30 protein-coding genes are annotated in these 26,876 nt (G+C 61.4%); 18 read left to right on the top strand and 12 right to left on the bottom strand.

The features are described 5' to 3' along the window. Nucleotides 1-18 precede the first annotated feature (18 nt). Nucleotides 19-1,473 (top strand): MDR family MFS transporter, encoded by a 1,455-nt coding sequence (locus H097_RS26430; RefSeq protein WP_050593456.1) that lies wholly within the window; start codon nucleotides 19-21, stop codon nucleotides 1,471-1,473. A 55-nt stretch (nucleotides 1,474-1,528) separates the two neighbouring features. Here H097_RS26430 and H097_RS26425 read toward each other — a convergent pair whose 3' ends face one another. Genes H097_RS26425 through H097_RS26415 form a run of 3 tightly spaced genes read right to left on the bottom strand, consistent with a single transcriptional unit; the run spans nucleotide 1,529 to nucleotide 3,566 of the window. Then, nucleotides 1,529-2,371 (bottom strand): cache domain-containing protein, encoded by an 843-nt coding sequence (locus H097_RS26425; protein ID WP_032863514.1) that lies wholly within the window; start codon nucleotides 2,369-2,371, stop codon nucleotides 1,529-1,531. A gap of 54 nt (nucleotides 2,372-2,425) precedes the next feature. Continuing rightward, nucleotides 2,426-2,896: a cyanase gene (cynS, locus tag H097_RS26420; RefSeq protein WP_032863513.1), complete on the bottom strand. Its 471-nt coding sequence runs from the start codon at nucleotides 2,894-2,896 to the stop codon at nucleotides 2,426-2,428. Nucleotides 2,897-2,924: 28 nt separating this feature from the next. Further along, nucleotides 2,925-3,566, bottom strand: a complete 642-nt coding sequence (locus H097_RS26415; RefSeq protein ID WP_032863512.1) for a carbonic anhydrase — start codon at nucleotides 3,564-3,566, stop codon at nucleotides 2,925-2,927. A gap of 112 nt (nucleotides 3,567-3,678) precedes the next feature. Here H097_RS26415 and cynR point away from each other — a divergent pair, with 112 nt between their 5' ends. The 6 genes from cynR (at nucleotide 3,679) to H097_RS26385 (ending at nucleotide 9,589) form a co-directional block, all read left to right on the top strand. Continuing rightward, nucleotides 3,679-4,590, top strand: coding sequence for a transcriptional regulator CynR (cynR, locus tag H097_RS26410; RefSeq protein ID WP_032863511.1), 912 nt, complete (start codon nucleotides 3,679-3,681; stop codon nucleotides 4,588-4,590). Between the two features lie 286 nt (nucleotides 4,591-4,876). After that, nucleotides 4,877-6,250 carry a glutamine synthetase family protein gene (locus H097_RS26405; RefSeq protein WP_032863510.1) on the top strand — a complete coding sequence of 458 codons (1,374 nt, stop codon included), beginning with the start codon at nucleotides 4,877-4,879 and terminating at the stop codon, nucleotides 6,248-6,250. A gap of 91 nt (nucleotides 6,251-6,341) precedes the next feature. Beyond that, nucleotides 6,342-6,998 carry a class I SAM-dependent methyltransferase gene (locus H097_RS26400; protein ID WP_032863509.1) on the top strand — a complete coding sequence of 219 codons (657 nt, stop codon included), beginning with the start codon at nucleotides 6,342-6,344 and terminating at the stop codon, nucleotides 6,996-6,998. Between the two features lie 122 nt (nucleotides 6,999-7,120). Then, nucleotides 7,121-8,254, top strand: coding sequence for a ribonuclease D (gene rnd / locus H097_RS26395; RefSeq protein WP_032863508.1), 1,134 nt, complete (start codon nucleotides 7,121-7,123; stop codon nucleotides 8,252-8,254). Continuing rightward, entirely contained in the window at nucleotides 8,251-8,544 is a 294-nt protein-coding gene (locus H097_RS26390; RefSeq protein WP_032863507.1) for a YcgL domain-containing protein, read from the top strand. The genes rnd and H097_RS26390 overlap by 4 nt, the downstream gene beginning before the upstream one ends. A 112-nt stretch (nucleotides 8,545-8,656) precedes the next feature. Continuing rightward, entirely contained in the window at nucleotides 8,657-9,589 is a 933-nt protein-coding gene (locus tag H097_RS26385) for a D-2-hydroxyacid dehydrogenase (RefSeq protein WP_032863506.1), read from the top strand. A 36-nt stretch (nucleotides 9,590-9,625) separates the two neighbouring features. Here H097_RS26385 and H097_RS26380 read toward each other — a convergent pair whose 3' ends face one another. Next, nucleotides 9,626-10,219, bottom strand: a complete 594-nt coding sequence (locus H097_RS26380; RefSeq protein ID WP_032863505.1) for a nitroreductase family protein — start codon at nucleotides 10,217-10,219, stop codon at nucleotides 9,626-9,628. Nucleotides 10,220-10,371: 152 nt separating this feature from the next. On the opposite strand from H097_RS26380, the gene H097_RS26375 reads away from it, so the two are divergent. Together H097_RS26375 and H097_RS26370 are read left to right on the top strand one after the other, a co-directional pair. After that, nucleotides 10,372-10,821, top strand: a complete 450-nt coding sequence (locus tag H097_RS26375; RefSeq protein WP_032863504.1) for a YcgN family cysteine cluster protein — start codon at nucleotides 10,372-10,374, stop codon at nucleotides 10,819-10,821. A gap of 12 nt (nucleotides 10,822-10,833) precedes the next feature. Beyond that, nucleotides 10,834-12,066, top strand: coding sequence for a hypothetical protein (locus H097_RS26370; protein WP_032863503.1), 1,233 nt, complete (start codon nucleotides 10,834-10,836; stop codon nucleotides 12,064-12,066). Between the two features lie 113 nt (nucleotides 12,067-12,179). Here H097_RS26370 and H097_RS26365 read toward each other — a convergent pair whose 3' ends face one another. The 4 genes from H097_RS26365 to H097_RS26350 all read right to left on the bottom strand — a co-directional run bounded on the left by H097_RS26365 (nucleotide 12,180) and on the right by H097_RS26350 (nucleotide 14,291). Continuing rightward, nucleotides 12,180-12,521, bottom strand: coding sequence for a DUF2892 domain-containing protein (locus H097_RS26365; RefSeq protein ID WP_032863502.1), 342 nt, complete (start codon nucleotides 12,519-12,521; stop codon nucleotides 12,180-12,182). Between the two features lie 69 nt (nucleotides 12,522-12,590). Then, nucleotides 12,591-13,058 (bottom strand): RNA methyltransferase, encoded by a 468-nt coding sequence (locus H097_RS26360; RefSeq protein WP_032863501.1) that lies wholly within the window; start codon nucleotides 13,056-13,058, stop codon nucleotides 12,591-12,593. A gap of 96 nt (nucleotides 13,059-13,154) precedes the next feature. Continuing rightward, nucleotides 13,155-13,529, bottom strand: coding sequence for a YajD family HNH nuclease (locus H097_RS26355; RefSeq protein WP_003172528.1), 375 nt, complete (start codon nucleotides 13,527-13,529; stop codon nucleotides 13,155-13,157). A gap of 75 nt (nucleotides 13,530-13,604) precedes the next feature. Beyond that, nucleotides 13,605-14,291: a hypothetical protein gene (locus H097_RS26350; protein ID WP_032863500.1), complete on the bottom strand. Its 687-nt coding sequence runs from the start codon at nucleotides 14,289-14,291 to the stop codon at nucleotides 13,605-13,607. 81 nt (nucleotides 14,292-14,372) lie between these two features. Here H097_RS26350 and H097_RS26345 point away from each other — a divergent pair, with 81 nt between their 5' ends. Further along, nucleotides 14,373-14,663 (top strand): hypothetical protein, encoded by a 291-nt coding sequence (locus H097_RS26345; RefSeq protein ID WP_032863499.1) that lies wholly within the window; start codon nucleotides 14,373-14,375, stop codon nucleotides 14,661-14,663. Here H097_RS26345 and H097_RS26340 read toward each other — a convergent pair. Next, the gene (locus H097_RS26340; RefSeq protein ID WP_032863498.1) at nucleotides 14,660-16,714 is read right to left on the bottom strand and encodes a S9 family peptidase; all 2,055 of its coding nucleotides are present in this window, start codon (nucleotides 16,712-16,714) and stop codon (nucleotides 14,660-14,662) included. The two genes, H097_RS26345 and H097_RS26340, sit on opposite strands and share 4 nt — an antisense overlap. A 90-nt stretch (nucleotides 16,715-16,804) precedes the next feature. Here H097_RS26340 and H097_RS26335 point away from each other — a divergent pair, with 90 nt between their 5' ends. The 3 genes from H097_RS26335 to H097_RS26325 are packed head-to-tail and all read left to right on the top strand — an operon-like array spanning nucleotide 16,805 to nucleotide 18,630. Further along, nucleotides 16,805-17,269, top strand: a complete 465-nt coding sequence (locus tag H097_RS26335; protein WP_229752397.1) for an MFS transporter — start codon at nucleotides 16,805-16,807, stop codon at nucleotides 17,267-17,269. A gap of 30 nt (nucleotides 17,270-17,299) precedes the next feature. Continuing rightward, a complete protein-coding gene (locus H097_RS26330; protein ID WP_032863497.1) occupies nucleotides 17,300-18,076 on the top strand; it encodes a class II glutamine amidotransferase in 777 nt (258 codons plus the stop codon). Between the two features lie 11 nt (nucleotides 18,077-18,087). After that, on the top strand, nucleotides 18,088-18,630 hold the full coding sequence (locus H097_RS26325) for a DUF2937 family protein (RefSeq protein WP_032863496.1): 543 nt from the start codon (nucleotides 18,088-18,090) through the stop codon (nucleotides 18,628-18,630). 127 nt (nucleotides 18,631-18,757) lie between these two features. Here H097_RS26325 and H097_RS26320 read toward each other — a convergent pair whose 3' ends face one another. Next, nucleotides 18,758-19,696 carry a LysR family transcriptional regulator gene (locus H097_RS26320; RefSeq protein WP_032863495.1) on the bottom strand — a complete coding sequence of 313 codons (939 nt, stop codon included), beginning with the start codon at nucleotides 19,694-19,696 and terminating at the stop codon, nucleotides 18,758-18,760. Nucleotides 19,697-19,874: 178 nt separating this feature from the next. Here H097_RS26320 and H097_RS26315 point away from each other — a divergent pair, with 178 nt between their 5' ends. The 3 genes from H097_RS26315 to H097_RS26305 are packed head-to-tail and all read left to right on the top strand — an operon-like array spanning nucleotide 19,875 to nucleotide 22,230. Next, the gene (locus tag H097_RS26315; RefSeq protein ID WP_032863494.1) at nucleotides 19,875-20,618 is read left to right on the top strand and encodes a 5-oxoprolinase subunit PxpA; all 744 of its coding nucleotides are present in this window, start codon (nucleotides 19,875-19,877) and stop codon (nucleotides 20,616-20,618) included. Next, nucleotides 20,615-21,319: an allophanate hydrolase subunit 1 gene (locus tag H097_RS26310; protein ID WP_032863493.1), complete on the top strand. Its 705-nt coding sequence runs from the start codon at nucleotides 20,615-20,617 to the stop codon at nucleotides 21,317-21,319. The genes H097_RS26315 and H097_RS26310 overlap by 4 nt, the downstream gene beginning before the upstream one ends. Further along, on the top strand, nucleotides 21,316-22,230 hold the full coding sequence (locus H097_RS26305) for a biotin-dependent carboxyltransferase family protein (RefSeq protein ID WP_032863492.1): 915 nt from the start codon (nucleotides 21,316-21,318) through the stop codon (nucleotides 22,228-22,230). Before H097_RS26310 ends, H097_RS26305 begins: the two co-directional genes overlap by 4 nt. Before the next feature lie 114 nt (nucleotides 22,231-22,344). Here H097_RS26305 and H097_RS26300 read toward each other — a convergent pair whose 3' ends face one another. Beyond that, a complete protein-coding gene (locus H097_RS26300) occupies nucleotides 22,345-23,523 on the bottom strand; it encodes a VWA domain-containing protein (RefSeq protein ID WP_032863491.1) in 1,179 nt (392 codons plus the stop codon). A gap of 11 nt (nucleotides 23,524-23,534) precedes the next feature. Further along, complete coding sequence (locus tag H097_RS26295; RefSeq protein ID WP_029292347.1) at nucleotides 23,535-24,380, bottom strand: MoxR family ATPase; 846 nt, start codon at nucleotides 24,378-24,380, stop codon at nucleotides 23,535-23,537. Between the two features lie 253 nt (nucleotides 24,381-24,633). Here H097_RS26295 and cysK point away from each other — a divergent pair, with 253 nt between their 5' ends. Together cysK and H097_RS26285 are read left to right on the top strand one after the other, a co-directional pair. Then, complete coding sequence (cysK, locus tag H097_RS26290) at nucleotides 24,634-25,608, top strand: cysteine synthase A (protein ID WP_032863490.1); 975 nt, start codon at nucleotides 24,634-24,636, stop codon at nucleotides 25,606-25,608. A 301-nt stretch (nucleotides 25,609-25,909) separates the two neighbouring features. Further along, entirely contained in the window at nucleotides 25,910-26,848 is a 939-nt protein-coding gene (locus tag H097_RS26285) for an aspartyl/asparaginyl beta-hydroxylase domain-containing protein (protein WP_032863489.1), read from the top strand. Nucleotides 26,849-26,876: the final 28 nt, after the last annotated feature.

Here is a 26,876-nt window from a genome sequence, read left to right as displayed (position 1 = left end):
AGTGTCCTCGCCGCGCTGATGCTGGCGATTTTCCTCGGCGCGCTGGACCAGACCATCGTCGCCGTGTCGATGCCGGCTATTTCCGCCCAGTTCAACGACGTCAACCTGCTGGCCTGGGTCATCTCCGGCTACATGGTGGCGATGACCGTAGCGGTGCCGATCTACGGCAAGCTCGGTGACCTGTATGGGCGCCGGCCAATGATGCTGATTGGTATGGGCCTGTTCACCATCGCCTCGCTGTTTTGTGGCATGGCGCAAAGCATGGAGCAGTTGGTGCTGGCACGCATCCTCCAGGGCATTGGCGCGGGCGGGATGATTTCAGTGAGCCAGGCGATCATCGGCGACATTATTCCGCCTCGCGAGCGCGGGCGTTACCAGGGTTACTTCAGCAGCATGTACGCGGTTGCCAGCGTGGCCGGGCCGGTGCTGGGTGGCTATATGACCGAATACCTGTCGTGGCGCTGGGTGTTTTTGATCAACCTGCCATTGGGTGCGGGTGCCTGGTGGGTGGCCCATCGCACCCTGGTGGGGCTGCCGGTGCCGCAGCGCAAGCCGATCATCGATTACCTCGGCACGTTGCTGATGATTGTTGGCCTGACGGCGCTGCTGCTGGGCATCACCGAAATCGGCCAGGGCCATCACTGGCGCGATGATCAGGTGCTGGGCCTGCTGGGGTGTGCGCTGGTGGCGCTGAGTGTATTTGTCTGGCATGAGCGCCGGGCGCGGGAGCCGTTGTTGCCCATGCACCTGTTCGCCAACCGCAGCGCGGTGCTGTGCTGGTGCACGATTTTCTTCACCAGCTTCCAGGCCATCTCGCTGATCGTGCTGATGCCCCTGCGCTATCAGAGTGTCACCGGCGCCGGTGCCGACAGCGCGGCCCTGCACCTGCTGCCGCTGGCGATTGGCCTACCCATGGGCGCGTTCTTCGCCGGGCGCATGACCTCAGTGACCGGCCGCTACAAACCCATGATCCTGACCGGGGCAGTGCTCACGCCGATTGCCATCCTCGGCATGGCTTTCAGCGCGCCCCAGTCCCTGATCCTGAGCAGCCTGTTCATGGTGCTCAGTGGCATTGCCTCCGGCATGCAGTTCCCGACCTCCCTGGTGGGCACGCAAAACTCGGTGGCGCAACACGACATCGGCGTGGCCACCAGCACCACCAACCTGTTTCGCTCCCTGGGTGGCGCGGTCGGCGTGGCGTGCATGTCGGCCTTGCTGCTGGCGTTGCTGCAGGATTCGAGTTTTGCCCACCTGGCCAGTGGTTCGATGATGGCTGAAGGCAGCTCCGGCAACGTCCTGCTCGACGGTCTCAACGCCGCGCCTGGCCCCGCGCAGGATGCCTTGCGCGCCGAGTTGCTGAGCACGTTCCGGCATTTGTTGATGGTCAGCGCGGCGGTGTCGCTGCTGGGGCTGGCGGCAGCGATTGTGATGCCTAACCACCTGTTGCGTGGGCGTGAAGACAAGGCGCGATAGTGTAGGCGCCGGCTTGCCGGCTCCTACAAGGAATGCAGCTGCGCGCGTTGCCCGCTCAAGGGCTGTAGTAACCCACCGCCACCAGGAAATGCCCACTCTTGCGCAGGTAGGCATGCTTGTTTTCCACCTTGGCGGTCACCGGGTTTTTCCAGCGGTACTCGTACTCACCCTGCTCTTGTTCCTTCATCAATTGCAGGATCGGCTCACCCACGGGCTTGCCGTCCGGGTCCTTGATCTTGGCAAAGTCGGTGTTGATCAGGCGCAGGTTGGTGCCGTGGGCCACATAACGCCCGGTATCCAGGTCGACCACAAACACATACAAGTCGTCCTGCAGGAAGCCGCCCTGCAGTGCATTGATCGCCTTCAGCGTAGCGGTTTCGTTGTTTTCCAACGCCTTGACCGCCTTGTCCCGCAGGGCCTTGGCCTGTTCGGGCGTGGCCCGGGGCAGGTAGTAGCCGACGGCGAGGATGCGCTGGCCGATACGCTGGTAGAACACATGCTTGCGTTCGACCTTGCCATCGCTCCAGTTCTGCCAGCGGTATTCGGCCTGTTGGATGCCGTTGCCTTCGGGGATTCGCAGCGCATCCTTGAAGGATTTGCGCAGGTCCGGCCCGAGCACTTCGGACACGTCACGCCCAATCAGCGCCGATGAAGGCCCGCCGCTGGCCAGCAGCACGCCCTTGGTATCGACCACGAACACATAGCGGTCCTTGTCGACAAACTCGCCCTGGCGGCTGAAGGCGGCAAAGGCCTTGTCACCATTATCGTGATAATAGGCCAGGGCTTTCTCCAGCAAGGCCACGGCGGCTTTGGCGTCCTGTTCCTGGGTGGTTGCAGCGTGCACCTGGCTGAAACACAGCAACAGCAACAGCCAGGTGGTTCGGAGCATTGCCTTCATTACCCGTCCCTCGTTCTTGTCAATGTTTCAAGAGCGTAGACGGTTGTCGGCAAATCAGAACGGCTTGGTTGGCAGGTATTTACCGTCCAGGGTAATCACCGCGCGGGAACCGCCGTCCGGGTCCTCGACCTTCTTGATGTCCAGCTTGAAGTTGATGGCGCTGATGATGCCGTCGCCAAACTGCTCGTGGACCAGGGCTTTGAGGGTTGAGCCATAGACCTGCAGCATTTCATAGAAGCGGTACACGGTCGGGTCCGTTGGAATACCGCCCTGGATACTGCCGCGCAGAGGCACGCTTTGCAGCAGGCGACTGGCGTCCGCGTCCAGGCCAAGTTTGTCGCACACCCCATCGGCGGCGTCCTTGGGCAGCGGGTGCTGGCCAAGCAGGGCGGCGGTGACGAACGCCAGGCTCAGGCCGGTGCCGTCGGTGAGGTCCTGCCAGGACAGGCTCTTGCGGGCCTTGATGTCGATCACGGTGTCGGCCAGGGCCAGGCGTGGGGTTTGGGAAAATTGGGATTGCAACATGATGGTTTCCTCTTGGTTTGAATAACGTTCAGGCGGCGTGCGCGCGGGTCTGCGGGTGGTCCAGCAGGGAAATAAAGCGCCCGGTGCGGCCATCCAGGGCATTGATGCCGCCGCTTGCGATGTCATAGACCCAGCCGTGCAGGTTCAGCCGGCCTTGCTCCAGCGCCAGTGCAACGCTGGGGTGCGTCTTGAGATTGGCCAGTTGCGCGACTACGTTTTCCCGCACCAGGGCGTCCAGTCGCTCGGCTGCCGAGGCATGGGTGCGTGCGGCGTTGATCACCTTGGCCGATTCGGCATGACGCAGCCAATTGGCCACGGCGGGCAAGTGATCCAGGCATTTACAGGTGGAGATGGCCGTCATGGCGCCGCAATCGGAATGACCGCAAATCACGATGTCGCTGACCCCCAGGACGGCCACGGCATATTCCACCGTGGCCGAGACACCGCCCGGTTCCGGGCCGTAGGAGGGCACGATATTGCCGGCGTTACGGATTACAAACAGATCGCCGGGTTCTTGCTGGGTCAACAGCTCCGGGACTACGCGGCTGTCTGAGCAGGACACAAACAGCGTGCCGGGTTTTTGCGTGGTGGCCAGTTGTTTGAACAGGTCGCTGCGCTGGCTGAAGGCTTCACCCTGGAACTTGCGAAAGCCGTCGATGAGATGCTGCATGGTGGTTCTCCTTGCGTCGCTGATGGGGCAAGGATGGAAGTTTCAGGCTATAGCGTCCAAGACTGGCTTGTTATAGTTTCTATAAGCAGTACCTATAGCTGGAGAGGTTTTTATGCTGTTGCGCCATATCCGCTACCTGTTGGCCGTCGCCGACCACCGCAACTTCACGCGGGCGGCCGAGGCACTGCATGTGTCGCAGCCGACCTTGTCGCAACAGATCAAGCAGTTGGAAGAGACCCTCGGGGCACCGTTGCTCGATCGCTCCGGCCGTACTGTCAGCCTGACCGACGCGGGCCAGGCCTATGTGCGGTTTGCGCGCCTGGCGTTGCAGGACCTGCAGGCCGGTACCCGCGCCATGCACGACGTGCAGGACCTGAGCCGGGGCAATTTGCGCCTGGCCATGACCCCGACCTTTACCGCGTACCTGATCGGGCCGCTGCTGGCCCAGTTCTATCGCTTGTATCCGGGGATTAGCGTCAGCGTCGAGGAAATGACCCAGGATCGCCTTGAGCATGCATTGACCGAGGACTTGCTGGACATTGGCCTTGGCTTCACCGGTGAGCACATGCCGGACATTGCCTGCCAGGCGTTGTTTGTCGAGGCGTTGAGCCTGGTGGCCAGCGCCAGCCATCCAAGCCTGAATCGCAAGCAGTGGCTCAAGCTGGCGGACTTCCAGCAGCAACCCTTGGTGCTGTTGAACGCCGACTTTGCGACGCGTCGTTACATCGATGACTATTGCCGCACGCTGGCGATAAAACCGCAGATTGCCATGGAGGCCAACTCAATCAGTGCCGTGATTGAGATCATCCGCCACACCCACCTGGCGACGATCCTGCCCCGGGAAGTGGCGCAGACCCAGCAAGGCTTGCACGCGGTGCAACTGCGTCCGGCGCTGGCGCAGCGCACGGTGGCCCTGCTCAGTCGCAAGGGCGCCTATCGCAGTGCGGCATGCGGGGCGTTTGTCGAATTGGCGAGTACGTGGCGAATGTTTAGCGATTGCGAGAGTGAACTCCATCAAGACTGAATTTAATGGACTGACCCGGCATGTGACGCTGCCACTCATCTCTTCACTGTGATCACTGCATGGACGGTTCCCCCGACACTCACCCCGAGGCCTCGCCTGGCGCCATCGCGCCCAGCCGCCCGGTATGTCGGATGGACATTGATGCACTGCCTTCCGAACTGGCCTTTTGGGCGCTGTGGCACTGTCGCCATGCGCGCCCGCCGGATACCACCTCCTTACGCTGATTGCCCACCTCCGGGGCGCGCCGTCGTGCGTGCCTGCCTGACGCAAACGTAAGAGAGTTGCCATGAGTACCGTCTTTGCCAGCCTGCACGAAGCCCAATCCTTTCTTGATCACAACCCCGATATCGAGATGTTCGAACTGTTCATCCTCGACAGCAACGGCGTGCCCCGGGGCAAGTTGCTGCACCGTGATGAACTGCTGGCGGTCTACGCGAGTGGTCGGCCGCTGCCCAGTACCATTCTTGGCCTGACCCTCAATGGCGATGACGTGGAAAACTCCGGCCTGGTGTGGGAAGTGGGCGATATCGATTGCCGTGCCTACCCGATCAGCGGCAGTTTGCAACGCATGCCGTGGCGGTTGATTCCCACCGCCGCAGTGCAGGTCAGCATGCACCCTGAAGAAGGCCTGCCGGCGACGGTTGCCGATCCCCGGCATCTGCTGTCCAGGGTCATCGACGGGCTCAAGGCCGATGGTTATTACCCGGTGATGGCGGCGGAACTGGAGTTCTACCTGCTCGACCAGAAACCCGACAGCAATGGCCGCCCGCAACCGGCGCGGGATGTGGATGGCGGCCGCCCACGCTCGACCCAGGTCTATGGCCTGCGCGAGCTGGAACAGATCGAGCCGTTTCTGGCTGACCTGTACAGCGCCTGCAAACTGCAAGGCATTCCCGCGCGCACGGCGATTTCCGAATACGCCCCCGGCCAGGTGGAGATCACCCTGGAGCATCGCAGCGATGCCTTGCAGGCGATGGACGAGGCGGTGCGTTACAAACGCCTGGTCAAGGGCGTGGCCCACAAGCATGGGATGACCGCCTGTTTCATGGCCAAGCCGTTCGATGACCTGGCCGGCACCGGCATGCACATGCACGTCAGCCTGGCAGATGCCGACGGCAACAACCTGTTTGCCAGTGAGGCCCCTGACGGTACGCCGCTGCTGCGCCAGGCAGTCGGCGGGATGCTCAGCACCTTGCTCGATACGCTCTTGATGTTCTGCCCCAACGCCAACTCCTACCGGCGCTTCCAAAGCAACAGCTACGCGCCGCTGGCGGCCACCTGGGGTGTCGACAATCGCACGGTGAGCCTGCGGGTGCCGGGAGGCCCTGCGTATTCGCGGCATATCGAGCATCGGATCTGCGGCGCCGATGCCAACCCGTACCTGGCAGCGGCGGCGATCCTGGCCGGTATTCACCGTGGTATTCGCGAACAGCGCGACCCCGGAACCCCGGTTGAAGGCAACGGCTATGCCCAGGCCAAGGAGCTGCTGCCCACCGACTGGCTGACCACCTTGCGTGCATTGGAAGGCTCGGCCTGGGCGCGTGAAACGTTCGGCCAGGAGTTCCTCGGTGTGTACCTGGCGGTCAAGCGGGCCGAGTACCGGCAGTTCATGGGCGAGGTGGGCGAGCAGGACTGGCGCTGGTATCTGCACCAGGCGTGATGATGAACCTTTCGACCTTTTTTTCACGCGGGGGTGGTTAAGCTCAAGATCCAGTGTCCGTAGAGACCGGTTCATCTACATGAGTCCCGTGATGTCGCCACAACCCCCGTCGTCCATTGAGGCTGAGTTTGCCGCGCGCTGTGATCGTGATCACGCGCGGGTCTGTGGCGACACGCGGCCGCCCGGTTTGCTGCGGCGCTTGTGGTCATGGCGCGACGAGCGCCTGGTGCGCCACGCCCTTAAAGTCGCGGGGGAGCCCGGGCTGTTGCTGGACCTGGCTTGTGGGGCGGGGCGCTTCTGGCCGGTGCTGGCCGAACACAGTAATCGCGTGATCCTCGCCTCGGACCCTTCCCAGGCCATGCTCGACCACGCCATGAGCCACCACGGCGCGACATTTTTGCGGCGGGTCAAGACGTTCCAGGGTTCGGCATTCGCCATCGGTCTGTCGGCCAACGCGGTGGACTGCATTTTTTGCCTGGAACTGTTTCGCCACGTCCCCACGGCCGATGCGCGATTGGCACTGTTGCGCGAGTTTCACCGGGTCAGCCGCGACACGCTGATTGTCTCGGTGGACAGCGACAGCCGCCATTGTCAACGCCATCCCGCAGGTGCGGGGCAACCCATGCTGTCCCATCGCGTCGAGGTGGAAGCGGAGTTTCGCCAGGCAGGCTTCACTGTGCTGAACCAGCAAGAGTTCATGCCCGGCTCGGCCTTGTGGCGGGTTTATGTGTTGCGTAAACGAGGATAACCCTCAACTGTCGGGCTATTCTTCGTCTCCTGTCAGAGTTTTCATGATGGCTGGCACACTGCGGGTGCTCGAAAGACCCTCGGGCGATATATACTGCGCGCCATTCTTCAAGGGAGAGCCGTGTGGCCATCGATATTCACTGGATCTGCGACAACGATAGCCTCGGCCAGCATTGCGCCAAATGGCAGCAGTTGCCATTCGTCGCCCTCGACACCGAATTCATGCGGGTCGATACCTTCTATCCCATCGCCGGGTTGATCCAGATCGGGGACGGTATCAGTGCTTATCTGATCGACCCCCTGACCATCGATAACTGGCAACCGTTGGCCGCCTTGCTGGAAAACCCGGCGGTGATCAAGGTGGTGCACGCCTGCAGCGAAGACCTGGAAGTGCTGCTGCGCCTGACTGGCAGCCTGCCGGTGCCATTGTTCGACACCCAACTGGCCGCCGCCTACCTGAACCTCGGTTTCTCCATGGGCTACTCGCGCCTGGTGCAAGCGGTGCTCGACATCGACTTGCCCAAGGGCGAGACCCGTTCGGACTGGCTGCAGCGGCCATTGTCCGAGACCCAGGTCAGTTACGCCGCCGAAGACGCGGTGCACCTGGCGCAAGTCTACACACGCCTGCGCCCGCAACTGTCCGACGAAAAATACGCCTGGGTCCTGAAAGATGGCGCCGAACTGGTGGCCAACCTGCGTCGAGAAATCGACCCTTTTGATGTCTACCGCGACGCCAAGCTGGCCTGGAAACTGTCCCGTGCCCAGCTCGCCGTGCTGCGTGAGCTGTGCGCCTGGCGCGAGCAGCAAGCCCGCGCCCGCGACCTGCCACGCAACCGTATCATCCGCGAACACTCGCTATGGCCCCTGGCCAAGTCGCAGCCGGATAACCTCGCCGCCCTGGGCAAAATCGAAGATATGCACCCGCGCACCGTGCGCCAGGACGGCGAGTTCCTGCTGGGCCTGATCAAGCGTGCCGCCAGCGTGTCGATGGACCAATGGCCGCCAGCCGTGCCTGAGCCGTTGCCGGTGGATGCCGCGGTGCTGATCAAGCAACTGCGCGCCCTGGGCCAGACCTTCGCCGAACGTCTGGACATGGCCCCGGAGCTGATGCTGCGCAAGAAAACCCTTGAGGCGCTGGTCAAGAGTGGCTACCCCGATGGGCCTTACCAATTGCCTGACTCGCTGCGTGGCTGGCGCCGCGAGTTGATGGGCCAGGCGCTGCTGGACAGCCTGGCCACTGCCGGAGAACAGCCTTGAAACATATTTGTTCCATCTACCGCAGCCCGAAACGCGCCGGCATGTACCTCTACGTGCTCAAGAGCGATGCCCTGGAGCGCGTGCCCGAAGGCCTGCTGACGGTGTTCGGCAAGCCTGTCCACGCGTTCAACCTGGTGCTGACGCCGGAACGCAAGCTGCAGCAGGAAGATATCGTGGCGGTCCTGGCCAACCTGCAAAAGCAGGGCTACCACCTGCAGATGCCACCGCCGGATGACGAGTACATCGAACACCTGCCCGAAGAACTGCTGCGCCGTAACGACCCGATGTGATCGACCCGTGCCCCGTTCGGGACACGTTTGAATCGAATGACCTGGCGAGCCCCGAGTTCAGCAGTAGTTTGCTGCCGGCGGCCGCCTGCACTGTTTTTGAAAGGTTTGAACCATGCGCGTTCTGATTGCAGAACAGGACCACCCGCTGTATGCCCGGCTGCTGCGCGAAGCGGCGCCGGATCTTGAAGTCCTGACCAGTGGCGACTCGGCCGAACTGTCGCGCCTGGCCGCCGATTGCCCGGTGTGGCTGGGCCAGCCGGACCTGCTGGCAACCCTGCTGCGCCAGGGCCACCACCCGCAGTGGCTGCAATCGACCTGGGCCGGCATCACGCCGCTGCTGGCCGATGGTTTGCCACGCGATTATCGGCTCACCCGCGCGGTCGGCATTTTTGGCCAGGTGATGGCCGAGTACGTGCTCACCTACATGCTCGGTCACGAGCGTGAAGTGCTGGCGCGGCTGGTCAGTCAGGTCGAGCGCAAATGGGATAACCGCATGGGCCAGAGCCTGGCGGGGCGCAAGGTGCTGATCGTTGGCACCGGTGATATCGGCCAGAGCGTGGCGCAGTTCCTGCTGCCCTTTGGCGTGGAGTTGTACGGCATTGCCAGCGAAGCCCGGGAGCAGGCCCCGTTTATCGAGGTGGCCGGGCCGGATCAACTGGGTCGCCTGGTGGGCGAGGTGGATTATGTAGTCAACCTGCTGCCCAACACGCCCAATACCCACGATCTGTACGATGCTGCGCTGTTCAAGCAGTTCAAGCCGACGGGGCTGTTTATCAACGTTGGGCGTGGTGTGGCGGTGGTCGATGCCGATCTGGTCGAGGCCCTGAAAGAAGGGCACCTGGCCGGGGCGGTGATCGACGTTTGCCGTCAGGAACCACTGCCACAGCGCCATCCGTTCTGGACCGCCTGGGGCTTGCTGTTGACGGGCCATAGCTCGGCGCCGACCTGCCCGCGCTTGATGGTGGCGCTGTTTGTCGAGAACCTGCGGGCTTATCAGGCCAAGGATGCGTTGCGCGGCGAAGTGAGTTTCGAGCGCGGTTACTGACCCTGTAGGAGCCGGCAAGCCAGCTCCTACAGCGTGTTACAGGCTGAAATCACCTGCCGCTACCAACTCGCTCAACGGGCGGCGCGGGCTTGGGGCTTCCCGGGTTTGCAGGTAGTCGGCCAGGGTGGCCTTGTCCCCCAGCTTGCCCACGGCGACCGCCGCATGCAGCGCATAACCCTCGGGAATTTTCAGCTCCTTGCGGGTCAGTTCCTGATCGAAACCGGCCATGCCATGGGTGTGCCAGCCGCTGATGCTGGCTTGCAGCGCCAGGTGGCCCCAGGCCGAACCGGTGTCAAAGGTGTGCCACAGCGCTGGAGTTTCTTCGCTGGCGCCCGGTACCGCGAAATCGGTTTTCGAGACCACGATGACCAGTGCCGATGCATGTTGCGCCCAGCTCCGGTTGAATTCGTTGAGCAAACCCAGGAAACGTTCCCAGTCTGGTGTATCGCGACGCGCGTAGAGAAAGCGCCATGGCTGCGAGTTATAGGCCGAAGGCGCCCAGCGCGCCGCTTCGAAGAAGCTCAGCAGGGTTTCCACCGGGATGCTCTCGCCAGTAAACGCACGCGGCGACCAGCGCTCGGTGAACTGCGGGTGGATCGGATAATCGGCAATACGTGGCTCAGTGCTCATCAGCGGATCCTGGAGAAAAAACGGCCTTCAAAGCTACTTCGCCACTGCGCGCCTGACAAGTCTTGCCCTACCGGCAGTCGTAAGCGCTTGGCCCCAGGGGGCTTGGGCACTAGACTGGCGGCCTTTTCACCTACCGAAACTGATGTAGAGCCATGGCCGCCAAAGTCGAACCTTTCTGGATACGCAAAACCCTTGAGCACCTCGACCAGGAGGAATGGGAGTCGCTGTGCGACGGCTGTGGCCTGTGCTGCCTGCAAAAGCTCGAAGACGAAGACGACAACAGCGTCTATTACACGCGTATCGCCTGCAAACTGCTGGACCTGAACACCTGCCAGTGCACCGACTATCCTAACCGTCGCGACTCGGTACCTGATTGCATCCAGCTCACGCCGGGCCAGGCCGATCAGTTCAAATGGCTGCCGCCGACTTGCGGCTATCGCCTGGTGAGTGAGCGCAAGGACTTGCCGCTCTGGCACCACCTGGTTTGCGGTGACCGCGATGCCGTGCACCACGAACGCATTTCCCAGTCCGGACGCATGCTCAGCGAAGGCAGCGTGCCCGAGGACGATTGGGAGGATTACCTGATTTTCCGCGCAGGCTGAAAAGGAGAGCGTATGACGGTCCAAGCCAAGCTGGCGGTGAGTCTGCTGTTGTTGGGGTTGAGCGCGGCGGCGTGGTCGGCGAAAAAAGTCGACCTCGATTATCACGTCAAACTCTTGCCCCAGAGCGATCAGGCCGAAGTCCGTTTAAGCCTGTCCCAGGGCTCGGCGGTGCGCAGCCTGGACTTCGACTTGGGCCGCGACGGTGACTACAGCGATTTCAAGGCCGACGGCCAGTGGCAGGTCAGGCCTGACGCGGGGGCCAGTCGTGGCCTGTGGCAGCCGGGCGCCGACAAGGCCAGCCTGACCTACCGCGTGCGCCTGAGCCATGCGCGCAAGGCCGGCATCTACGAGTCACGCATGACGCCCGGTTGGGCGCTGTTTCGTGGTGAAGACCTGGTGCCTGCGGCGCGTCTTGACCAGCAGGACGGTGTGGAGCTGGTGTCGCGGCTGACCTTTGAGCTGCCGGCGGGCTGGAAAAGTGTCGAGACCCCCTGGCCACGCATTGGCAAGCACAAATTCCGCATCGACAATGTGTCCCGCCTGTTCGACCGTCCCACCGGCTGGATGCTCGCCGGTAACCTGGGCAGCCGCAGGGTGCGCCTGGGCGAAACCGAAATCACCGTGACCTCGCCCAAGGGCCAGGCCATGCGCCGCATGGATGTGCTGACGTTGCTGACGTTCGTCTGGCCCCAGGTACAAGCGGCGTTCCCCCGGCACCCGGCCAAGTTGCTGGTGGTGGGTGCCAGCGACCCGATGCGCCGTGGCGTGTTCTCCGGACGCGATTCGATCTATCTCAATAGCCGTACGCCGCTGGTCAGCGAAAATGGCAGCAGCCCGTTGATCCGCGAGGTGGTGCAGGCCATTGGCCGGTTCAATGACCATCAAGGCAGTGACTGGATCAGCGAAGGCCTTTCGGAGTATTACGCTATCGAGTTATTGCGGCGCGCAGGCGGTATCAGCGATGAGCGTTATGTGGCGATACAGGCGCGCTTGAGCAAGGACGGCAAGGGTGTGACGACCTTGCGCGGCGAGCACGTCAGCGGTGCCACGGTGGCGCGGGCGGTGGTGGTGTTGCAGGAACTGGATCGCGAGATTCGCCTGAAAACCCACAATAAGCGCTCCCTGGATGACCTGACGCAGGCACTGATGCGTTTGGATAGCATCAGTACCAAGGCGTTTGTGCAGTTGGCTGAAAGCGTGATCGGCGAATCGTCAGTGGTACTCGACAGCAAGCTGCTGCACTGACCGAGAAGGCCCGTGTAGGAGCTGGCTTGCCAGCGATAGCATCACCTCGGTGTGCCTGATGGACCGAGGTGCCTGCATCGCTGGCAAGCCAGCTCCTACAGTTTGATTGGGTGTCAGTGGGTGGTTTTTTCGGTAGCCACTTCAGCGCGGGTCTTGAGGTTTTTCAACTCCTCGCCGGCGCGTTCGATCTTGGTCCGCACATTGTTCATATCCCGGCGGCTTTTCTCCAGCAGCGACTTGGCCGAACTATGGCCGCTGATCCCGCGCGCCAGTGCCACGCCGCCAATCGCCACCTGAATCAGGCCGAAAAAGCCACCTCGGCGAATGCCCTTGCCCATCATCACCACGCCACCGGCCAGCGAGCCAATGCGCTCCCAGCCTTGCACGTTCTGGGTCGGCTGGGTCTGGAACGGCGTCGATTCAATCACAGGTTTCAGGGGTTTGCTGTCGCTCATGGTCTGTCTCCAACAAAGGGCCATTGATATGCAACTGACTGCGCGCGGGTCGCGGATGTTCCCGAAAACTCAGTATTTGGGGCCCGAACGGGTGTTATTGCCCTTGGCCAGGCGGTCGTAGAGCACCACATTGACGGTGGCCGCGAGGTTCATGCAACCGGTGGTCGGGATGTAGATCACATCTTCGCACCAGTCACGAATCTCTTTGTCGAGGGAGCCGTCTTCGGGGCCGAAAATGTACAGCGCACGATCAGGATGGGTGTATTCCGGCAGCGGTCGGGCACCGTCCACCAGCTCCACGGCGACCGGAATACAGCCCAGGGGCAGGATCTTTTTCAGGTCGTCGATGCCGATCAGCGGGATGTCGTGGTGGACCTTCTTGGTGTCGGTAATAAAGTCCCGGGCCCGCTCATAGCGTTTACCGGTGTAGAACACCGAAGCCACGCCATAGCAGCCGGCGGCGCGCATGACCGAGCCGACGTTTTCGGGGGATTTGGGGTTGTACAGACCGATGCAGCTGTAGCGTTTATTGCCCACGGGGATGCCTTAAAAAGGCAGCATTATAACGGCAAGCTGCAAGCGGCAAGTTAAAAAGCGGGGCGGCTTTTTCTTGTGGCTTGCAGCTTCATGCTTTTAGCTGTCTTTTTTCATCAGCCCGGCCAACGCGGCAAACGGGTTGTGCGTGGCTTTGGCAATGGTCGGGCTGCTGGTGGAGCCTTCGCCAAAATACTGTTGGTCGGTATAGCGCGAGTGTTCGTTGTCGTGGCAGTACAGGCACAGCAACTCCCAGTTGGAGCCGTCCTGGGGATTGTCGTCATGGTTGTGGTTACGGTGGTGCACGGTCAGTTCGCTGAGGCGCTTGCCGGCGAATTCACGGGCGCAGCGGCCACACACGTGGGGGTACATTTTCAGGGCTTTGTCGCGATAGCCCATTTCCCGGTCGCGCTGGGCATCGGCGAGGATACGGTCCAGCTTGGCGGTGTGGGAGGGCGGGTTGGTCGAGCTCATCATGGCTCCTGTTCATTTATTTATTGGATAGATCACGGGTGACGTTGATTCTAGCTGCTCGCCTGGCAATTTACCTCAGCCCTTGAGCTTCTCGGCAATCCAGATGGTATGCCGGGTGCCCTTGTTGCCATGGGCGAAGACTTGCACTTCCTCGGCCTTGAAGCCGGCCTTGCGCAGTTTGTCGCTGAACTGCTTGTCGGCGCTGGCTGACCACACGGCCAGCACGCCTTTTGGACGCAGGGCCTTGGCGCAGGCGCTGAGGCCACCGGCGGAATACAGCCAGCTGTTGGCTTTTTGTGTCAGGCCTTCGGGGCCGTTATCGACGTCGAGCATGATCGCATCAAAGCCCTGGGGCTCGGCTTGCAGCACCTTGGCCACGTCTTCCTGGCGGATTACGGTGCGTGGGTCCTGCAACGGGTTGCCGGATTTTTCTCCAAGCGGGCCGCGATTCCATTCCACTACGCCAGGTACCAACTCAGCCACTACCACTTCGGCCGTCTTGCCCAGGTGCTTGAGCGCCGAAGCCAGGGTAAAACCCATGCCCAGGCCGCCAATCAACACCCGCGAGCCTGGACGACCGGCGACCTTGCGGCAGGGAATCTCTGCCAGGGCATCTTCGGAACCGTGCATGCGCGTGTTCATCAATTGCCCGCCGTCACCGCCCTGGATCTTGATCACAAAATCTTCGCCGTACTCGAACAGGCACAGGGCGCCGCCGTTATCGGGGATCGGAGTGGTGTCGAGCAGCACGAAACGTTTCATGGAAATCTCATTGGGAAGGGCATTCTTGCGCGGTTGGGAGTAGCCTTGGGACTGGTTAACAGTCAGGCCATGGAGCCATCGATGAAGTGCAGCATTCTAGCGGTCATTGTAGGAAGTGTGCTCACATTGGGTGCTGCGCACGCCCAGGAGTTGCAAGCCGTGCCGAACACACCGGCGACCACCACGGGTGCACCGGGTACCGCAACGCCGACGCCGTATCCGCAAGTCACACCGCCGACGGCACCCAAGCCACAAGGGACTGGGGCGCCTTTGTTGCCGCCGATTGAAATGCCCAAGCCGCCGAAGGACCAGACCTTGCCCGGCCTGCAGCAAAACGACAGCAAGCCGAAGGCGCCGGCGGCGGGGTCTTAAACCAGCCCCAGGGCCTTGAACACAAAGGCGTATTCCAGGGCTACGTCACGCAGGCCCTGGTAGCGCCCGCTCATGCCGCCGTGGCCGGCACCCAGTTCGGTCTTGAGCAGCAGCAAGTTGTCGTCGGTCTTGGTCGCACGCAGCTTGGCCACCCATTTGGCCGCCTCCCAGTACTGCACACGGCTGTCGTTGTAGCCGGCGATCACCAGCATCGCCGGGTAGGCCTGGGCGCTGACGTTTTCGTAGGGCGCATAGGCCTTGATCCGCGCGTACACCTCGGGTTCCTGGGGATTGCCCCATTCGTCATATTCGGTGACGGTCAACGGCAGGTCCGGGTCGAGCATGGTGTTGAGCACATCGACGAACGGCACTTCGGCAATCGCCGCCTGGAACAGTTCCGGGCGCTGGTTGAGCACGGCACCGATCAACAGCCCACCGGCGCTGCCACCACTGATGGCCAACTGCTCTGAGGTGGTCAGGCCCTGGGCGATCAAGTGCTCGGCGCAGGCAATAAAGTCGCTGAAGGTGTTTTGTTTGTGCTCCTGCTTGCCGGCGCGGTACCAGGCTTCGCCCAATTCGCCGCCGCCGCGCACATGGGCAATCGCAAACGCCACGCCGCGGTCCAGCAGGCTCAGGCGCGCATGGGAAAACCACGGGTCGAGGCTTGAGCCGTAAGCGCCGTAGCCATACAGGTACAGCGGTGTTGGCTGGCCCACCTGGTCGCGCCTGACCACCAGGCTGATCGGCACTTGGGTGCCATCGGCCGAGGTAGCCCACAGCCGCTGGCTGACATAGTCGTCGGCATTGAATACGCCCAGTACCGGGGTTTCCTTGAGCACGTGTTGCACGCCGCTGGCCAGTTCCAACTGGCGAACCTGGGCCGGGCGATTCAGCGCCTCATAGCGCAGGCGGATCTTGTCGCTGTCGAATTCCAGGCTGTTTTGCACGTACAGGCTGTAGGCCGCGTCTGGCAGTTCCACACGATAGCTCGGCAGGCCTTGTGGGTGCACGTCGATCACCGGCAGGCCGCCGATACGCAGGCTCAGGGTCATGGCCCGGGCGTTGAGGGTAACGCCATCAAGCATCACTGCGTTATCGTGGGCGATCAGGTTTTGCCACTGGTCTTCGCTGGGCACGCCGGCGTTGTCAGCCGCCTGGAACAGCGCAAAGTTGATGCCGTCGCGGTTGCTGCGGATAAACCAGGTCCACTGTTCATTCAGCTTGCCGTGGTCGACATCGTACTCATGACCTTCAACCCGTGGCGCCAGGCAGGCAAACGCCTGTTGCGGCTGCTCGGCGTCCAGGGCCCAGATTTCACTGGTGGTCTTGCTGCCCAGGGACAGCAGCAGTTGGCGTTCGGAGCTTGAGCGGTAGCAATGCAGGAAGAAACGTCCGTCGGGCTCGTGGAACACTTCTTCGGCAGCGGTACCGTCCAGGTGATAGCGATACAGCTTGTGTGGGCGATGAGTCTCGTCCAGCTCGCCGAAAAATAGCGTCAGGCTGTCGTTGGCCCAGGTCATGCTGCCGTCGCAGTCTTCGAAGGCCAGTTCGCTGACCTTGCCCGAAGACAATTCCTTCACGTACAGGGTGTAGATCTCTTCGCCGTTGGTGTCCAGGCTGTAGGCTAGGCGCTTGTGGTCCGGGCTGATGCTGAAGGCGCCAAGGGAGAAAAAGCCGCCATTGGCCAGGACGTTGGGGTCCAGCAGCAGTTCTTCGGCGTGTTCATCGATCTGCTGGCTGTCATCGGCCGGGCGTGGGCAGCGGTAATGGCGTGCGTATTCGTCACCGGCGGTGGTGCGCGTGTAATACAGGTATGGCCCCCAGGGCGAGGGCAGTGACAGGTCGGTTTCGAGGATGCGCCCCTTAATCTCTTGAAACAGAGTTTCGCGCAGCTCTTTTTGATCTTCAAGCTGCGCCTCCTGCCAGGCGTTTTCGGCCTTGAGGTAGTCGAGCACCTCGCTGCTGTCGCGTTCCTGCAACCAGGCATACGGGTCCTGGCCTGGGGCGCTGCGGGCAATCGGGGCAGCAGTGATGTGGGTCGATGGAGGCATGGATCACTCTCTGTCTGGCAGTGGGCCGACGGCATTGCAGCCGTGGCACGGAAAAGCCGTTATCATACGGGCCTGTTTGCCTACCTTGCCATGGACACCATGACCGAGAACGACTATCTGACCGCTTGGGGCCTCTACGCCTTCGCCGCTTTGGGCTGCCTGTTGGTGTGGTTTCGCCTGACCCGCTGGATCTGGCGCTGGCTGCGCGAACCGCTGCGGTTGCTGATGGCGGTGCTGCTGTTGAGCCCGACCATTGTCGATCCGGTCAAGGAGCAGTTTGCCCCTGCCGTGGCCATCACCGCCCTGGATCTGCTGCTCAAAGTGGGTAATAACGCCTGGCGGGCGATTTCCGATTTGCTCATGTACGCGATGATCGCCTTTGGCCTGTACCTGGTCTTTGTGCTGATTCGCTGGCCCATCGAGCGTGCTGCCAAGGCCCGTCGCGAAGAGAAGGCCGCCGCTGCGGCAGCGGTCGCGGCCGAGCCTGAGGACGACGAGCCCTATGGCCGTCCGCCGGCCCCTGTCGAAGGCATGCGGGTCGAACCGCGCCTTTAACGTTGTCTGCCCTGCATCGAGAGTCCTGGCATGTGTGAATTATTGGGCATGAGTGCCAACGTACCGACCGATATCGTGTTCAGCTTCACCGGGCTGATGCAGCGTGGTGGGCGCACCGGTCCGCATCGCGATGGCTGGGGCATTGCCTTCTACGAGGGCCGTGGCCTGCGGCTGTTCCAGGACCCGGCCGCCAGCAGTGAGTCGGAAGTCGCGCTGCTGGTGCAGCGTTATCCGATCAAGAGTGAAGTGGTGATTGGCCATATCCGCCAGGCCAACGTGGGCAAGGTGAGCCTGTCCAATACCCATCCGTTCGTGCGTGAGCTGTGGGGGCGCAACTGGTGTTTCGCGCATAACGGCCAATTGGCAGACTTCACGCCCCAGGCCACGTTCTACCGACCGGTGGGGGATACCGACAGCGAAGCGGCATTCTGCGACCTGCTCAACCGTATCCGCGAGGCGTTTCCCGAGCCGGTGGATATCGAACAGGTGCTGCCTGACCTGATCGCCGCCTGTGCCGAATACCGCAGCAAGGGTGTGTTCAACTGCCTGCTCAGTGATGGTGATTGGCTGTTTTGCTACTGCTCGACCAAACTGGCACAGATTACCCGTCGTGCGCCTTTTGGCCCCGCGCGCCTGAAAGATGTCGACGTGATCGTCGATTTTCAGGCTGAAACGACTCCCAACGATGTGGTGACGGTGATTGCCACCGAACCCTTGACCGAAAACGAGACCTGGACCCGCTACGAGCCCGGCCAGTGGAGCCTGTGGCGGCGCGGCGAATGCGTCAGCCAGGGCACAACCGAATAAGGACGTCGACTATGTTGCTCAGCTATCTGCGACTGGTGTTGTTTGCCATCGGCTTGTTGGTCGGGGTGCAAGTCCCGGGGTTCATCAACGACTACGCCAAGCGCGTCGAAGCCCATTTGATCGAAGCCCAGACCGGCCTGCGCGGTTTTGAAAGCACCGCTCAGCAGTTCTTCAATGGCGACTTACAGGCCCTGGTGGCGCATTACCGTGTCAGCGAGGATCCGGTGTTCCGCAGCGATGCCAACAGCCTCGGCAGCTTGCTCGATCGCCAGGTGGCATTGGACAAGCAGTTCCAGGCCATGCAGGGGCCGTGGTACATCCGCGCCTTGCAGGTGGCGGTGGCCGCCGACCCGGATATCCGCAAGGAGACCTGGAATGGCTACAGCTACCAGATCCTCCTGACCCCCGAAGCCATGGGCTGGGGCCTGGGCGGGGCGATGCTGTTGTCGTTCGGCCTGGAATGCCTGTTCCGCCTGATCGACTGGGTGGTGCTGGGCGGCAAGCGTTTGCGCCAGAGCCGGCCGATTGAAGAGCGGGACCTCAAGGGCCTTTAAGTACGCCGAAAATCCAACTGTGGAGCTGGGCTTGTGTAGGAGCTGGCTTGCCAGCGATAGCGGTATTTCAGTCGCCGGATACATTGACTGATCCACCGCTATCGCGAGCAAGCCCGCTCCCACAGGTTTAATCGGGTTTCTTCAGTGAGAGTGGTTGACTGAGCACCATGCGCTCTTCACCCACTTCCTCGGCATATCGCGCCACGACGCTCTGGCACAACGCAACCATCTCCTCCACCAACTCCACTCCCACCCGCCACGACACCACCACCTGCAGGTTCGGCAAACGCTGCGCCATGGGAAGCACTATCAACTCGCCGCGCGCCAATTCCTCGCTGACCAGCACCGGTGGCAACGCGCCAATACCGAAACCATCGCGCAGCAAGCGAGTGATGGCCGACACCGAGTTCACACAGTTCATGCGCGGTGCCGCTACGCCATGGGCCTGCATCAGGCTCAATACGTCCTGGTGTGGATGAGAGTTTTTCGAGTAGGTGATGATCCGTTCCTGGGCCAGCTCGGCGAGGGAGGCGTAGTCACGGTTATAGATCGAATGGCTGGCGACGATCCAGCCCATGGGGTGGCTGGCCAGATCCAGGCTGCGCACTGATTCCTGGCGCAGCAGGTCGGTTTGCAGGATCAGGTCGAGAAAGCCTTTTTGCAACTGATCGCAGAGGTTCAGCGCGGTATCGGCCACCAGTTCGATTTCCACCAGCGGAAAATGGTCCATCAACTCGGTCACCAGCGGGCTGAGCCAGGTGTGGATCACGGTGTCCATCGCGCCGATACGGATCCGTCCGACCTTACTGCTGGTGGTTTCCAGCGACTGCTTGAGCCCCTGCATGGTGACCATCATCTGCTCGGCATAATCGAGCACCTTCACCCCGTCCGGGGTCAGGCTCACACCTCGTGAGTCACGCAGGAACAGCTTCACCCCCAGCTCGCTTTCCAGCACCGCAATGCGGCTGGAGATCGAGGCCTGGGTGGTGAACAGCTTCTCTGCCGTCAGCCGGAAGCTCTTGAGCCGGGCCACCCAGACGAAGGTTTCGAGGAACTTCAAATTCATGGGATCAACTTTTTCTTATGCATGGATCGGTTTTTATTAGTTGGACGCAACAGGGGCTGCGCGCCAAAAATCGGGCTGTCTCACGATAAGCGTCGTCGGGGCTCAGGACAACATCATTGCGGGATCTTGGTAAAAGATCCCACACTACAAAAAAATAAAGCCTACAGGAGTCCTCACCGTGAGCCGCCTGCTACTGAATTGCGACATCGGCGAAAGCTTTGGCGCCTGGACCATGGGTCTGGATGCCGAAGTCATGCCATTCATTGATTGCGCCAATATTGCCTGCGGTTTCCATGCTGGCGATCCGAGCATCATGCGCAAGACTGTCGCCCTGGCACTGCAGCATGGCGTGCAAATCGGTGCGCACCCGGCCTATCAGGACCTGGCAGGCTTTGGCCGCCGCTCCATGGCGTATGCGCCCCAGGAACTCCAGGACCTGCTGCATTACCAGATCGGTGCCCTCGACGGTATTTGCCGGGCCCAGGGCGGTCGTGTCAGCTACGTCAAACCCCATGGCGCGATGTACAACGACATGATGGCCAAGCCTGCGCAATTGCGCGCGGTGATCCAGGCCGTGGCAGCGTACGACGCCAGCCTGCCGTTGATGCTGATGGCCACCCGTGACAATCGTGCTGCCCAGGCCCTGGGTGATGAGTACGGCGTGACCCTGTGGTTCGAAGCCTTTGCCGACCGTGCCTACGACAATGCCGGGCATCTGGTCTCGCGCCAGTTGCCGGGAGCTGTGCATCACGATGCGCAGGTCATCCTCCAGCAAGCCCTGACCATTGCCCGTGGCGAAACCCTGGTCGCCAGCGATGGCAGCCCGCTGCTGTTGCAGGCCAACACCCTTTGCGTGCATGGCGATAACGCCAGCTCGGTGGCGGCGGTGCAGCGTATTCGCCAGGCGTTGAGGCCACAATGAAGCCACGGATTGAAGTAGTGGCCATCGATTGTTTGATGGTGCGCCTGTTTGAGGTGATCGCTGAAGACAACATGCCCTGGATGCTCGCCGCTACGCGTCGGTTGCGTGAAGGGTTTGGCGCAGCGCTGGTGGATTTGGTGCCGTCCTACACGACCCTGATGGTGCATTACGACCTGCTGGCGTTGAGTCCGACACAGGCCCGTGAATTGATCGATCAGGCTCTGACGGACTTGCAGCCACAGGCCCAGGGTAGTGGGCAGTGTCATGTATTGCCGGTGTGGTACGACCTGAGCGTCGGCCCTGAACTGGCCTTGCTCGCACGGCGTAGCGGGCTTGAGGTCAACGAGGTGATCCGCCGCCACAGCCAGCATCAATACCAGGTCTTCGCCCTCGGGTTTGCCCCGGGTTTTGCCTTTATGGGGCTGGTGGAAGAACAGCTTGCCGCGCCACGTCTAGGCACCCCGCGCAAACGGGTGGCGCCAGGCAGTGTCGGCATCGCCGAGCGGCAGACCGCAGCCTATCCGGTGGAATCCCCTGGCGGCTGGAACCTGATTGGCCGCACCCCGGCCAAATTGTTCGACCGTGAGCGCGATGGCTACAGCTTGGTGCAGCCGGGCGACAGCGTGCGTTTCGAAGCCATTGGACGTGCTGAATTTATCAACCTGGGTGGCGATGACACGCCCTTGGAGGCCCAGGCATGAGCCGCTTGTTGATCGAGGCCAGCACCGCGTTATGCCTGTTGCAGGATGCCGGGCGCTTTGGTGTGCGGCATCTGGGCGTGACCCAGGGTGGCGCGCTGGATTGGGTGTCGATGTCCTGGGCCAATTGGCTGCTGGGCAATCCATTGGATGTGCCGGTGGTGGAAATCACCTTGGGCGGTTTTACCGTACTGGCCGAGGACTATTGCGTGCTGGCCCTGGCCGGTGCTGACCTGGGGGCGTACATCGATGAGCGTGCCATCAGCCCTGGGCGTAGTTTCATTCTGCAAAAAGGCCAGCGTTTGCGTTTCACCCAACCCCACAGTGGAGCGCGGGCTTACCTGGCGGCGCCAGGTGGTTTTGATGCACCCAAGGTGCTGGGCAGTTGTGCCAGCGTCGCACGTGAAGCCTTGGGCGGGCTGGATGGTTTTGGCCGCGCCCTGGCTGAAGGCGCATCCCTGGTGTATTCCGGCACGGGCACTCATTTACGGGAGTTGCCTGTTGAGCGGTTGCCCCCAGCGGCGTCCCTGGAGGTGATCCTTGGCGCGCAGATCGGCCAGTTCAGTGGCCAGAGTCTGTTCGATGTGTTCAATACCGAATGGACCCTGGACAGCCGTGCCGACCGCATGGGTATGCGCTTGCTGGGCACGCCGTTGCAGCATCAGGGGCCGTCGTTGATCTCTGAAGGCATTCCCTTGGGTGCGATTCAGGTGCCGCCCGATGGGCAGCCGATTGTCTTGCTCAATGACCGGCAGACGATTGGTGGCTACCCGCGATTGGGCGCGTTGACACCGTTGTCATTGGCGCGCCTGGCGCAGTGCTTGCCGGGGGAGAAGGTGCGGTTGGCGCCGGTGATGCAAGAGACGGCGCACCGTGAGCATCTGAGCTATTTGCAGCGATTTACGAACCGCTAAAGGCATTGCAGGTAAGCCAGTTCCCACATTTAAACTGCGCTCACACAGTAAAGTATGTGAATGCATTCCATGTGGGAGCTGGCTTGCCTGCGATAGCGTCAGTGAATTCACCGCCTATTTAGAGAGAAAACGCATCCCCTCTTCAAGCCCCCGCAAGGTCAGCGGATACATCTGGTCCTCGATCAAATCGCGCACGATATTGGTCGACGAGGTATAGCCCCAGGTATCTTTCGGGTACGGGTTAATCCAGATCAGCTTCTTGTACTTCTCCATGAACCGCTGCATCCATACATACCCCGGCTCCTCGTTCCAGTGCTCCACGCTGCCCCCGGCCTGGGTGATTTCGTAGGGGGCCATGGCCGCGTCGCCGATGAAGATCACCTTGTAGTCGGCGCCGTACTTGTGCAGCAAATCCTGGGTCGAGGTGCGCTCGGAGGTGCGGCGCATGTTGTTCTTCCACACCGACTCATAAACAAAGTTGTGGAAGTAGAAGTACTCCAGGTGCTTGAACTCGGTCTTGCAGGCCGAGAACAGTTCCTCGCAGATCTTCACATGGGCATCCATCGAGCCGCCGATGTCGAACAGCAACAGCAACTTGACCGTGTTGCGCCGTTCCGGACGCATCTGGATATTCAGCAGGCCGGCATCGCGGGCGGTGTGGTCGATGGTGCCGTCGATATCCAGCTCTTCGGCCGCACCCTGACGCGCGAATTTGCGCAAGCGGCGCAGCGCGACCTTGATATTGCGTGTGCCCAGCTCCACCGAATCATCGAGGTTCTTGTACTCGCGCTGGTCCCAGACCTTGACCGCCTTGCCCTGGCGCTGGCCGGCATCGCCCACGCGGATGCCCTCGGGGTTGAAACCGCCGGAACCGAACGGGCTGGTGCCGCCGGTGCCGATCCACTTGTTGCCGCCGGCGTGGCGTTCCTTTTGTTCTTCCAGGCGTTTCTTGAACTCTTCGATCAGCTTGTCCAGGCCGCCCAGGGACTGGATCTGCGCGCGTTCTTCAGCGCTCAGCGAGCGTTCGAACTCCTTGCGCAGCCAGTCTTCGGGAATCAGGGCCTGCAAGTGATCGTCGAGTTTTTCCAGGCCATTGAAGTAGGCGCCGAAGGCTCGGTCGAACTTGTCGAAATGACGCTCGTCCTTCACCAGGATCGCCCGGGACAAGTAGTAAAACTCGTCCATGTCGGCGAAGGTCACCCGCTGTTTCAGGGCGTTGATCAGGTCCAGCAGTTCACGCACCGAAACCGGTACCTTGGCTGCACGCATTTCATTGAACAGGTTGAGCAACATGGCAGAAGCCCTTATCGAGTGCCGCGACGGCTCATGAACGCCAGGCGTTCAAGCAGTTGCACATCCTGCTCGTTTTTCACCAGGGCGCCGGCCAGTGGCGGGATGGCCTTGGTCGGATCACGCTCGCGCAGCACTGCTTCGCCGATATTGTCGGCCATCAGCAGCTTGAGCCAGTCCACCAGTTCGGAGGTGGAGGGTTTTTTCTTCAGGCCCGGCACCTTGCGCACGTCGAAGAACACGTCCAGCGCTTCGCTGACCAGGTCTTTCTTGATGTCCGGGTAATGCACGTCGACGATTTTCTGCAGGGTGGTGCGGTCGGGGAAGGCGATGTAGTGGAAGAAGCAGCGACGCAGGAACGCATCCGGCAGCTCTTTCTCGTTGTTGGAGGTAATGATGATGATCGGGCGTTTCTTGGCCTTGATGGTCTCGTCGATTTCGTAGACGTAGAACTCCATCTTGTCGAGTTCTTGCAACAGGTCGTTGGGGAACTCGATATCGGCCTTGTCGATCTCGTCGATCAGCAGGATCACCCGCTCCTCGGACTCGAAAGCCTCCCACAGCTTGCCCTTCTTCAGGTAGTTGCGCACGTCATGGACCTTGTCCACGCCCAACTGCGAGTCGCGCAGGCGGCTGACCGCATCGTATTCATACAGGCCTTGATGTGCCTTGGTGGTGGACTTGATGTGCCAGGTGATCAAGCGTGCGCCGAACGATTCGGCCAGTTGCTCGGCGAGCATGGTCTTGCCGGTGCCCGGCTCGCCCTTGACCAGCAGCGGGCGCTCCAGCGTGATGGCGGCGTTGACGGCCAGTTTCAGGTCATCGGTGGCAACGTAGGCCTGGGTGCCTTCGAACTTCATCTATCAATCCTCGAACGTGACGCCGGTAGTCAGCATGGCTGCGACTATACCGCGCAGCCCCGGCGACTGTGAACGCAGACGGGTTATTCAGTCTCTGAATGACCAGTCACGCCAGGGTTAATCGGCATTGGTTTTTCTTCCCGGTGTATAGGCGGTTGACTGCGCAGGAGCCGGCAACGTTCCTCGACTGGACGCCTTGGAGTACGAGGCATACCCTTGTTGCCTTCTTGAACACCGCCTAAAGGACCCCGCCATGAGCCGCATTTTTGCAGACAACGCGCACTCCATCGGTAACACGCCCCTGGTTCAGATCAACCGTATCGCGCCGCGTGGCGTGACCATCCTGGCCAAGATCGAAGGGCGTAACCCTGGGTATTCGGTGAAGTGCCGGATTGGCGCGAACATGATCTGGGACGCGGAAAGCAGCGGCCGACTCAAGCCGGGCATGACCATCGTCGAGCCGACTTCGGGCAACACCGGGATTGGCCTGGCCTTTGTTGCCGCTGCCCGTGGCTACAAGTTGCTGCTGACCATGCCGGCGTCCATGAGCATCGAACGGCGCAAGGTGCTCAAGGCACTGGGGGCCGAACTGGTGCTGACCGAGCCGGCCAAGGGCATGAAAGGCGCCATCGAGAAAGCCGGCGAAATCCTTGCCAGCGACCCGGCGACCTACTTTATGCCGGCCCAGTTCGACAACCCGGCCAACCCGGCCATCCATGAAAAAACCACCGGCCCGGAAATCTGGAATGACACCGATGGCGCTGTGGATGTGCTGGTAGCAGGTGTCGGCACGGGGGGGACCATCACAGGTGTTTCGCGCTATATCAAGAACACGGCGGGCAAGCCGATCCTCTCGGTGGCGGTGGAGCCGATCAGCTCGCCGGTGATTACCCAGGCGCTGGCCGGTGAGGAAATCAAGCCCAGCCCCCACAAAATCCAGGGCATTGGCGCGGGTTTTGTGCCGAAGAACCTCGATCTGTCGATGGTCGACCGGGTGGAGTTGGTCAGTGACGATGAATCCAAGGCCATGGCCCTGCGGTTGATGCAGGAAGAAGGCATCCTGTGCGGGATTTCCTGTGGTGCGGCGATGGCAGTAGCGGTGCGCCTGGCCGAGACACCGGAAATGCAGGGCAAGACCATCGTGGTGATCCTGCCGGACTCCGGCGAGCGTTACCTGTCGAGCATGCTCTTCAGCGATCTGTTCACCGATCAGGAAACCCAGGCCTGACCCTGTAGGAGCGAGCTTGCTCGCGAAGACCCTGAAGGCGCCGCGTCTAATCAGAAGGCACGCGTACCGTTTTCATTCTTCGCCTGAATGCCCCTTGCAAACACGCTCGCTCCTACAGAAAACGGGTTGATCCAAATCAGCCCGTTTTTAAGCCCCTTATGCATAATTGATTACTCGCCGCGCCCCCCTTAAAACGGATTGTTGTCTATCGCGGGTTTTTCCTCCGGCCTGGAATGTTTATCATGGCCGGCTGCTATGTCTGGTTTCCCGCTGCCGGGAGGCTATTTCCAGGAGTTGCTGCATGACCTTTTCTTTGGCCGCCAAGCTGTCGGTGCTGCTGCTGTTTATCGGCAGTACGCTTTACGTGCATCTGCGCGGCAAGGCGCGTTTGCCGGTGCTGCGCCAGTTCGTCAACCATTCGGCGCTGTTCGCCCCGTATAACGCCTTGATGTACATCTTCTCGGGCGTGCCGTCCAAGCCTTACCTGGACCGCAGCAAGTTCCCGGAACTGGATGTGCTCAAGGACAACTGGGAAGTGATCCGCGACGAGGCCATGCATCTGTTTGACGAAGGCTATATCCGCGCCGCCGAGAAGAACAACGACGCCGGTTTTGGCTCGTTCTTCAAGAAGGGCTGGAAGCGCTTCTACCTCAAGTGGTACGACAAACCGCTGCCATCGGCTGAGTTGCTGTGCCCGAAAACCGTGGCCCTGGTCAGCAGTATCCCCAACGTCAAGGGCGCTATGTTTGCGCTGTTGCCGGGTGGCAGCCACCTTAACCCGCATCGCGACCCGTTTGCCGGGTCCCTGCGTTATCACCTGGGGTTGTCGACACCCAACTCCGACGACTGCCGCATTTTCGTCGATGGCCAGATCTATGCCTGGCGCGATGGTGAAGATGTGATGTTCGACGAAACCTACGTGCACTGGGTGAAGAACGAAACCGAGAAAACCCGGGTGATTCTGTTCTGTGACATCGAGCGGCCTTTGAGCAACCGGTTGATGACTCGTATCAACCGTTGGGTCAGTGCCCAGTTGGGCCGCGCAACCGCACCACAGAACCTGGATGACGAGCGTGTGGGCGGGATCAACCAGGCCTATGCCTGGAGCAAGGGCTTCAGCGATCGTTTCAGTGGTGTGGTCAAGCAGTGGAAGCGCAAGCACCCCAAAGCCTATCGCGTCATGCGGCCGGTGCTGGCAGTGGTGGTGTTGGTGGCGCTGGGTTATTGGTTGTTTGGCTGATACTGGCATCCGAAATAAAAAAACGCTC

Origin of the sequence: Pseudomonas sp. FH4, from assembly GCF_000510915.2 — a bacterium.
In the GTDB taxonomy this organism is placed as follows: Bacteria; Pseudomonadota; Gammaproteobacteria; order Pseudomonadales; family Pseudomonadaceae; genus Aquipseudomonas; species Aquipseudomonas brenneri.
This window is presented reverse-complemented; position numbering and strand designations above follow the sequence as displayed.